Origin of the sequence: Dietzia massiliensis, assembly GCF_018390595.1 — a bacterium.
GTDB classification, from domain to species: Bacteria; Actinomycetota; Actinomycetes; order Mycobacteriales; family Mycobacteriaceae; genus Dietzia; species Dietzia massiliensis.
Map to the genome: position 1 here is coordinate 64,133 of NZ_JAHBAV010000013.1, position 8,215 is coordinate 72,347.

Here is an 8,215-nt window from a genome sequence, read left to right on the forward strand (position 1 = left end):
CGGCCCTCATCGTCCCTGCCCGCCGACCGCGGTGGTTCCCGGCGAACGCTACCCGGTGCAGGACGCCGGGGAGGCGCAGCTGGCAGGATGGCGGTCGATGAGCACAGCTGAGGGCGGCGCGACCGGCACTGACGGCTGGACGATCGTCGTCCCCGTCAAGGCGCTGGACCGCGCGAAGAGTCGCCTGGACCCGGTTCTGCCGTCAGCCGGGCGGAAGTCCCTGGTGCTGGCGATGGCCACGGACGTGCTGCGGGCGTGCCTCGCCACCCCCGGTGTCGGCCGGGTCCGCGTCGTCTCGGCCGCCGATCCGCTCGTCCGGGACCTGGCGGCCCGGGTCGGCGCGGAGTTCGTCCCCGAGCCCTCTATGCCCCGTTCCCACGTCGATCCCCTCAACGCCGCCCTGACGGCCGCGCTCGCCGACGTCCCCGGACCGGTCGGGGTCGTCGCCGCCGATCTGCCCGAGCTCCGCCCGCATCACCTCGCGCGCATCCTCGCCTCCGCCGAGCGGCATCCCCATTCGACGGTCGCGGACCATCGCGGGGCGGGGACGACGATGGCGTTCTGGACGGGCGCGCCCGACTCCCGGGTGTGCCGGTTCGGCCCCGACTCCGCGGCCCGGTTCCGCGCGGGCGGGGCCGTGACCGTCGGCGTGGCGGCCGATCTCGCCGCGGCGAGCCGGGACGTCGACATCCCTGCCGATCTCGCCACCCTCTCGGCCCGTGACGTCGGCGCCGCCACGGCCGGGGCGCTGCGCGACCCCTCGACACGGCACGCGACACACGCGGACGGGGTATCGGCCACAATGGTGCCGTGACCATAGAACAGCACGCCCTCCAGGGACTGCCCCGGCCCCGTGACCGTTATCTCAACCGTGAACTGAGCTGGCTGGACTTCAACGCGCGCGTGCTCGCGCTGGCCGGCGAGAAGGGCCTCCCACTGCTGGAGCGGGCCAAGTTCCTCGCGATCTTCGCCTCCAATCTGGACGAGTTCTACATGGTGCGCGTCGCCGGCCTCAAGCGACGTGACAAGACCGGGCTGTCGGTCCGCTCCGCCGACGGCCAGACGCCCGCCGAGCAGCTCGGGCGGATCAGTCTGCGCACGCGCGAGCTGTGCGACGAGCAGACCCGGTTGTTCCGCGACGAGATCCGGCCGGAGCTGGAGGCGAACGGCATCCGGATCCTCCCGTGGTCCGACCTCACCGCGGACGAGAAGTTCTCGCTGGCGGAGCTGTTCCGCAACTCGATCTTCCCGGTGCTCACCCCACTGGCGGTGGACCCGGCGCACCCGTTTCCGTACATCTCGGGCCTGAGCCTCAACCTCGCGGTCATCATCCGCGACCTCGACTCGGGCCAGGAGCACTTCGCCCGGGTCAAGATCCCCCACAACGTCCCGCGCTTCGTCCGGGTGGACCGCGGCGGACCGGACGAGTACTCGTTCGTCCCCGCCGAGGACATCATCGCCGCCCACCTGGGCGAGTTGTTCCAGGGCATGGAGGTCGTCGAACACCATGTCTTCCGGGTGACCCGCAACGCGGACATGGAGGTCGAGGAGGACCGCGACGAGGACCTGCTGCAGGCCCTCGAGCGCGAACTGGCGCGCCGCCGGTTCGGGTCGGCGGTGCGGTTGGAGATCGCGGAGGACACCACCCCGCGGATGCTGCGGATCCTGCAGCGGGAACTCGACGTCGACTCCGCCGACGTCATCCGGTTCTCCGGTCTGCTCGACCTCACCGGCCTGTGGCAGATCCACGGCCTGGACCTGCCCGACCTCAAGGACCCGCCCATGGTCCCGGCCACTCCCCCGGCCTTCGGCGAGCGGGAAACCGCCCGCAACATCTTCGCCTCGCTCCAGGAGTGCGACGTCCTCGTCGAGCACCCCTACGACTCGTTCGCCACGACCGTGCAGCGATTCATCGAGCAGGCCGCCGCGGACGAGGACGTCCTGGCGATCAAGCAGACCCTGTACCGGACCTCCGGTGACTCCCCCATCGTCAACGCGCTCGTCGACGCCGCGGCGGCCGGCAAGCAGGTGGTCGCGCTGGTGGAGATCAAAGCCCGGTTCGACGAGCAGAACAACATCCGGTGGGCCCGCGAGCTGGAGCAGGCCGGCGTCCACGTCGTCTACGGCCTGCTCGGCCTCAAGACTCACTGCAAGACCTGCCTGGTGGTGCGCAAGGAGGGCGACCGGCTCCAGCGGTACGCGCACATCGGCACGGGCAACTACAACCCCAAGACGGCCCGGCTGTACGAGGACGTGGGGCTGTTCACGGCCGACGAGGAGGTCGTGTCGGACCTGACGGACCTGTTCAACCACCTCACCGGGTTCTCCAACGTGAGCAAATACCGCCGTCTGCTGGTGGCGCCGGAGGGGATCCGCTCCGGCATCATCGAGCGGATCGACCGCGAGATCGCCCTGGCCGAGGAGGGTCACGAGGCGGGCATCCGGCTCAAGGCCAACGCGCTGGTGGACGAGCAGGTGATCGACGCCCTGTACCGGGCCTCCCAGGCCGGCGTGCCGGTGGAGATCGTGGTGCGCGGCATCTGTTCACTCCGCGCCGGGGTCCCGGGCCTGAGCGAGAACATCCACGTCCGGTCGATCCTCGGCCGCTTCCTCGAGCACTCGCGGATCCTGCACTTCCGTGGCGCGGACGAGGTGTTCATCGGCAGCGCTGACATGATGCACCGCAACCTCGACCGCCGGGTCGAGGTGATGGTCACCGTCACCGACCCCCGCCTCAAAGAGCAGATCCACCGCATCTTCGACTCGGCGCTCGACCCGGCGACCCGCAGCTTCCACCTCCAGCCGGACGCGACCTGGCGACGCATGCCGGCGCCGGAGGACTGGGACGACTCGGTCGATCACCAGGAGCGCATGGCCTCCCAGCACGCGGGGTTCCGTAACCGATGAGCCCGAAGCCTGGAAAGTCCAGGGTCCGCGTGGTCCCGGCCGCCGGAGCGGTCCTGTACCGGATGGACGGCGATTCGCCGCTGTGTGCGGTCGTCCACCGACCGCGCTACGACGACTGGTCGCTCCCCAAGGGCAAGGTCGACGCCGGAGAAGCACTGCCGGTCACCGCCGTGCGCGAGATCGAGGAGGAGACGGGCTTCGCCGCCGAGCTGCGCTCCCGGATCGGGACGACCGCCTACCCCCTCAAGGAGAACACCCGTAAAGAGGTCACCTACTGGTCGGCGCTGGCCACCGGCGGTGACTTCCACCCCAACTCCGAGGTCGACGAGATCCGCTGGGTGCCCGTGGACGAGGCCAAGCGCCTCGTCTCCTACCCGCTCGACCGGAAGATCCTCACCCGCTTCGACGACGCGCCGCGCGCCCGGTCGGTCCTGCTGCTCGTCCGGCACGCCAAGGCGGGGCGCCGGAGCGAGTGGAGCGGTGACGACGACCTGAGGCCGCTGGAGAAGAACGGCCGGGTGCAGGCCGAGATGTTGGCGCCGATGCTGAGTGCGTTCGGCGTCACCCGTCTCCACAGCGCGCCGCGGGTCCGGTGCGAGCAGACGCTCGCACCACTGGCCGATGAACTCGGGGAGTCGGTCGCGACCGAGCCGGCCCTGAGCGACGAGGCCTACCTCGACGACCCCGCCGCGGCCGTGTCACGGTTGATCCGGATCGCCGCCGGTGACGGGATCGCCGCGGTGTCCTCGCAGGGCACCGCCATCCCCGGGATGGTCTGCGATCTGGCCGGGCCGGCAGGCCTCGACGTGGGCGACGCGTCCACGAAGAAGGCCGGCGTGTGGGTGCTGGGGTTCGACGGCGGGGCGGTGGTCCACGCCGACTACTACCCGAGCCCCCTACCGCTGTTCTGAGGCGCGGGCGGCCCTGCGGCCGGGCGGGTCAGCTGACCTTGTCGCGGAGTCCGACCCCGTTGGCGTGCAGGCCGCCGGACGACTGGTGCGAGCTCGACCGCTTGGCGGCGAGTCGCCCCTCGGGCAGCGTCTCGGTGCCCTGGATGACGGATTTGAAGTACTGGCCAGGCCGGAACACCGGCGAGTAGGTCGGCGGGACCGGGATCGACTCGCCCGTGTGGGGGTTGCGCGCCACGCGGGCCGCACGTGCCCTCTTCTCGAAGATGCCGAAACCCATGATCGTGATGGATTCCCCGGACGCCACCGCCCGCACGATGATGTCGAGGGTGTTCTCCAGCGCCTCGGTGGCGAGCTGCTGGTCTCCGCCCATCCGGTCCGCCAGTTCGGCGATCAGGTCGGCTTTGTTCACGTGAGGATCCCCCTTCGGGTGAGTATGCGCCCGCGGCTTTCGCAACCACACGGAATGAATATAAGCATGCTCACACAGCCAGGCCAGACGGGGGACAATACGAAGGTGACTCCGTGAACTCTCTACGCGCGTCGATCAGCGGGGGGTGGTGACCGGTTTGAACGCCGGCCGCCGGCTCTCGAACGCCTCGATATCGTCGGCGCGCCGCAGCGTGAGACCGATGTCGTCGAGACCCTCCATGAGCCGCCAGCGTGTGTAGTCGTCGATGTCGAACGGTACGGTGACATCGCCCGCGGTGATCGTACGGGTGACCAGATCCACGGTGAGCTCGATACCCGGTCGCTCGTCCATCACTTTCCACAGGAGCTCGACGTTCTCCTGTTCGACCCGGGCGGCCACGAGGCCGGACTTACCCGAGTTGCCTCGGAAGATGTCGGCGAAGCGCGACGAGACGACCACGCGGAAGCCGAAGTCCATGAGGGCCCACACCGCGTGCTCCCGCGACGAGCCCGTCCCGAAGTCCGGTCCGGCGACCAGGACGGAGGCACGGTCGTACGGCGCGCGGTTGAGGACGAAGTCCGGCTCGTTCGCCCGCCAGGAGGAGAACAGGCCGTCCTCGAAGCCCGTGCGCGTGACGCGCTTGAGGTACTCGGCGGGGATGATCTGGTCGGTGTCCACGTTGGAGCGGCGCAGCGGGGCGCCGATGCCGGTGTGGGTGGTGATCGGCTCCATGGGTTGTCAGGCCCCCTTCTCGGGCTCGAGATCGACGGGTGAGGCGAGGTGCCCGAGCACCGCGGTCGCCGCGGCGACCGACGGGCTGACCAGGTGGGTGCGCGCCCCCTTGCCCTGGCGCCCCTCGAAGTTGCGGTTGGAGGTGGACGCGCACCGCTGGCCGGGCAGCAGCGAGTCGGGGTTCATGCCCAGGCACATGGAGCAGCCCGGCTGGCGCCACTCGGCGCCGAACTCGGTGAACACCCGGTCCAGGCCCTCTTGCTCGGCCTGCTGGCGCACGCGCATGGAACCCGGCACGACGAGCATCCGCACGCCGTCGGCGATCCTCTGCCCGTCGATGACCTCGGCGACGGTGCGCAGATCCTCGATACGGCCGTTGGTGCACGACCCGACGAACACGACGTCGACGGGCACCTCGCGCATGGGGGTGCCGGCCCGCAGGTCCATGTACTCCAGGGCGCTCTCGGCGGCGATACGCGCGCTCTCGTCGGTGAACGACTCCGGGTGCGGCACGGACGCGCCCAGCGGGACACCCTGACCCGGGTTGGTGCCCCAGGTGACGAACGGGGTGAGCGCCGAGCCGTCGATCACGACCTCGGCGTCGAAGACCGCGTCGTCGTCGGTGCGCAGGCTGTCCCAGTACCGCACTGCCTCGTCCCACTCGTCGCCCCTGGGCGCGTGCGGACGGCCGCGGAGGTAGTCGTAGGTGGTCTGGTCGGGCGCGATCATGCCCGCCCGCGCGCCGGCCTCGATGCTCATGTTGCAGACGGTCATCCGGGCCTCCATCGAGAGTTTCTCGATGGCCTCGCCGCGGTACTCGATGATGTAGCCCTGCCCCCCGCCGGTACCGATCTGGGCGATGACGGCGAGGATGAGGTCCTTGCCCGTCACCCCGGGCTGCAGCTCGCCGGTGACGGTCACGGCCATCGTCTTGAACGGGCGCAGGCTGAGCGTCTGGGTGGCCATGACGTGCTCGACCTCGGATGTGCCGATACCCATGGCGATGGACCCGAACGCCCCGTGGGTGGACGTGTGGGAGTCGCCGCACACCACCGTCATGCCCGGCTGCGTCAGGCCCAGCTGGGGGCCCACGACGTGGACGATCCCCTGGTCGAGGTCGCCCATCGGGTACAGGCGGACGCCGAACTCCTCGCAGTTGCGGCGCAGGGTCTCGATCTGGACGCGCGAGGTCTGGTCCGCGATGAGGTTGACGGCGCCGCCGACGATGTCGGTCGGCACGTTGTGGTCCTCGGTGGCCAGGGTGAGGTCCGGACGGCGGAGCTGACGGCCGGCCAGGCGGAGTCCGTCGAAAGCCTGGGGGCTGGTGACCTCGTGGATGAGGTGGAGGTCGATGAAGATGAGGTCGGGCCCCCGGGACTCGCCCTCACCCTCTCCGCTGACCACCACGTGGTCGTCCCAGACCTTCTCGGCCAGGGTCCGCGGTCGCGTTCCGCCGGTCACGGTCTCAGTCATCACGCCTCCAGTCCACGTCCCGGATGAGCCTTGGATCGATTCTCACCATGTAGGACGATATAGTCGAACTGTGAGACAGTATAGCGGGATCGGGGTCCTCGACAAAGCCATGACGGTGCTGCACGCGGTGGCCGAACAGCCCTGCGTCCTGGCCGACCTCTGCGAGCGGACGGGACTGCCGCGCGCCACCGCGCACCGCCTCGCGGTGGGCCTGGAGATCCATCAACTGCTGTCCCGCGACGACGCCGGGGTCTGGAGCCTCGGGCCCGGCCTGGCCAAGCTCGCGGCCCACGTCTCCGACTCTCTCGCCGACGCCGCATCCTCGGTCCTGCCGCGGCTGCGCGAGATCACCGAGGAGAGCGTTCAGGTCTACCGCCGGGACGGCGACCGCCGCATCTGCGTGGCCTCGGCCGAGCCGCCGACCGGCCTGCGCGACACGGTGCCCGTCGGCGCGGTTCTGCCCATGAACCGCGGTTCGGGGGCCAAGGTTCTCGCCGCGTGGGCCGACCCGGCCACGCAGCGCACCCTGCTGACCGACGCCACGTACACCGATCGCCAGCTGGCGGAGGTCCGCCGGCGTGGCTGGGCGCAGTCCGTCGCCGAGCGGGAGGCGGGCGTGGCCTCGATATCCGCGCCCATCCGGGACTCGACGGGCACCGTGGTCGCGGCGATCTCGGTCTCCGGGCCGGTGGACCGCATCGGCCGACGGCCGGGCGCGAAGTGGGCCGCCGACCTGCTCGCCGCGGCGGACGCGATACACAAGCGGCTATAGAGCGGCGCGGCGGCGCGCGGCGGGCCCTCAGGCGGGCCGTCGCCCGCGGACGAGTCTGTCCAACGCCCACGGCAGGCTCGAGACACTGGGCTGGCGCACGGCCGCGACGAGGTCGTCGTCGCGGGGATCGACCCGCACCACCTGGACGCCCGGACGCCGCAGTTCGCGGTACGGCCGGGGCTCGGCCCGCGCGTCCACCTCGAACCCCAGGGCGCGGATCTCCGCGCCGAGCGGCGAGTCCGCCGCGAGGGTGGCGACGGGGGTGTCGGGCCGGGCGCCGGTGCCGACGACGACGGCGAGGGCCTCGACCCCGAGCCGCCGCTGACCCCCGGCCCACGCGTCGAGCGCCTCCTCGGCGGTGGCGGTCGCCGGTCCGGGATCGCGGTCGAGGGCGTCGGCCACGAGATCGAGGTGGTCCCGCCAGCCCGGTCGCCCCTGCGGGTCGACGATCACGGTCGCCAGGCGCTCGTACCCGCGTAGCTGGTCGCCGGTGACGTCCGCGGCGGCCAGGACGAAGGCGTCGACGCCGAACGGCAGCAGGGACCGCAGACTGGGCAGCCCCGGGCCGTCCCATTCCGGCCGCGGCGGGGCGGGTCGCCCACGCCACGGCCGCGGTCCCGTGCCGTCGACCGCCCACGCGGCCTCCGGCTCGCGGTCGAGCGCGTGCAGGACGTCGAGATCGGCCGAGGAGAGTGCGAGGAGACGGCGCGGCGGCGCGTCCGGCGTCGGTGTCCGGACCGGCTCGGGAGGGGCGAGCGGGTCCGTCGGGGTGGCGGACGGGCTCGTCGTCGTCGCCCCCTTCTCCGCGCCGCACGCACCGAGGGCGGCGAGGGACAGGCCGGCCCCCACGGCGAGGCGGAACAGGTCACGGCGCGAGGTCACGCGGTGATCTTCGCACGCACCCCGAAATGCGGAACGTCCCGGCTCGTCAGTGACGAACCGGGACGTTCTCCCTGGTACCCCCGATGGGATTCGAACCCACGCTACCGCCGTGAGAGGGCGGCGTCCTAG

At 71.2% G+C, this 8,215-nt stretch carries 8 protein-coding genes; 4 read left to right on the top strand and 4 right to left on the bottom strand.

Translation table 11 applies throughout. The features are described from left to right. The first annotated feature begins 97 nt into the window (after positions 1 to 97). The 3 genes from cofC to KHA85_RS05655 are packed head-to-tail and all read left to right on the top strand — an operon-like array spanning position 98 to position 3,818. Positions 98 to 814: a 2-phospho-L-lactate guanylyltransferase gene (gene cofC / locus KHA85_RS05645; RefSeq protein WP_213185078.1), complete on the top strand. Its 717-nt coding sequence runs from the start codon at positions 98 to 100 to the stop codon at positions 812 to 814. Further along, a complete protein-coding gene (locus KHA85_RS05650; RefSeq protein ID WP_213185079.1) occupies positions 811 to 2,907 on the top strand; it encodes an RNA degradosome polyphosphate kinase in 2,097 nt (698 codons plus the stop codon). Before cofC ends, KHA85_RS05650 begins: the two co-directional genes overlap by 4 nt. Further along, positions 2,904 to 3,818, top strand: a complete 915-nt coding sequence (locus KHA85_RS05655; RefSeq protein WP_213185080.1) for an NUDIX hydrolase — start codon at positions 2,904 to 2,906, stop codon at positions 3,816 to 3,818. The genes KHA85_RS05650 and KHA85_RS05655 overlap by 4 nt, the downstream gene beginning before the upstream one ends. Before the next feature lie 28 nt (positions 3,819 to 3,846). Here the strand turns inward: KHA85_RS05655 and KHA85_RS05660 are convergent, their stop codons facing one another. From KHA85_RS05660 to leuC, 3 genes are all read right to left on the bottom strand, one after another. After that, positions 3,847 to 4,227 carry an HU family DNA-binding protein gene (locus KHA85_RS05660; protein ID WP_213185081.1) on the bottom strand — a complete coding sequence of 127 codons (381 nt, stop codon included), beginning with the start codon at positions 4,225 to 4,227 and terminating at the stop codon, positions 3,847 to 3,849. 135 nt (positions 4,228 to 4,362) lie between these two features. Continuing rightward, positions 4,363 to 4,959 (bottom strand): 3-isopropylmalate dehydratase small subunit, encoded by a 597-nt coding sequence (gene leuD, locus KHA85_RS05665; protein WP_213185082.1) that lies wholly within the window; start codon positions 4,957 to 4,959, stop codon positions 4,363 to 4,365. 6 nt (positions 4,960 to 4,965) lie between these two features. After that, positions 4,966 to 6,432, bottom strand: a complete 1,467-nt coding sequence (gene leuC, locus KHA85_RS05670) for a 3-isopropylmalate dehydratase large subunit (protein WP_106386213.1) — start codon at positions 6,430 to 6,432, stop codon at positions 4,966 to 4,968. A 70-nt stretch (positions 6,433 to 6,502) separates the two neighbouring features. On the opposite strand from leuC, the gene KHA85_RS05675 reads away from it, so the two are divergent. Beyond that, a complete protein-coding gene (locus KHA85_RS05675) occupies positions 6,503 to 7,204 on the top strand; it encodes an IclR family transcriptional regulator (RefSeq protein ID WP_213185083.1) in 702 nt (233 codons plus the stop codon). Between the two features lie 27 nt (positions 7,205 to 7,231). Here KHA85_RS05675 and KHA85_RS05680 read toward each other — a convergent pair whose 3' ends face one another. Beyond that, positions 7,232 to 8,086 (bottom strand): TroA family protein, encoded by an 855-nt coding sequence (locus tag KHA85_RS05680; protein WP_007633211.1) that lies wholly within the window; start codon positions 8,084 to 8,086, stop codon positions 7,232 to 7,234. Positions 8,087 to 8,215: the final 129 nt, after the last annotated feature.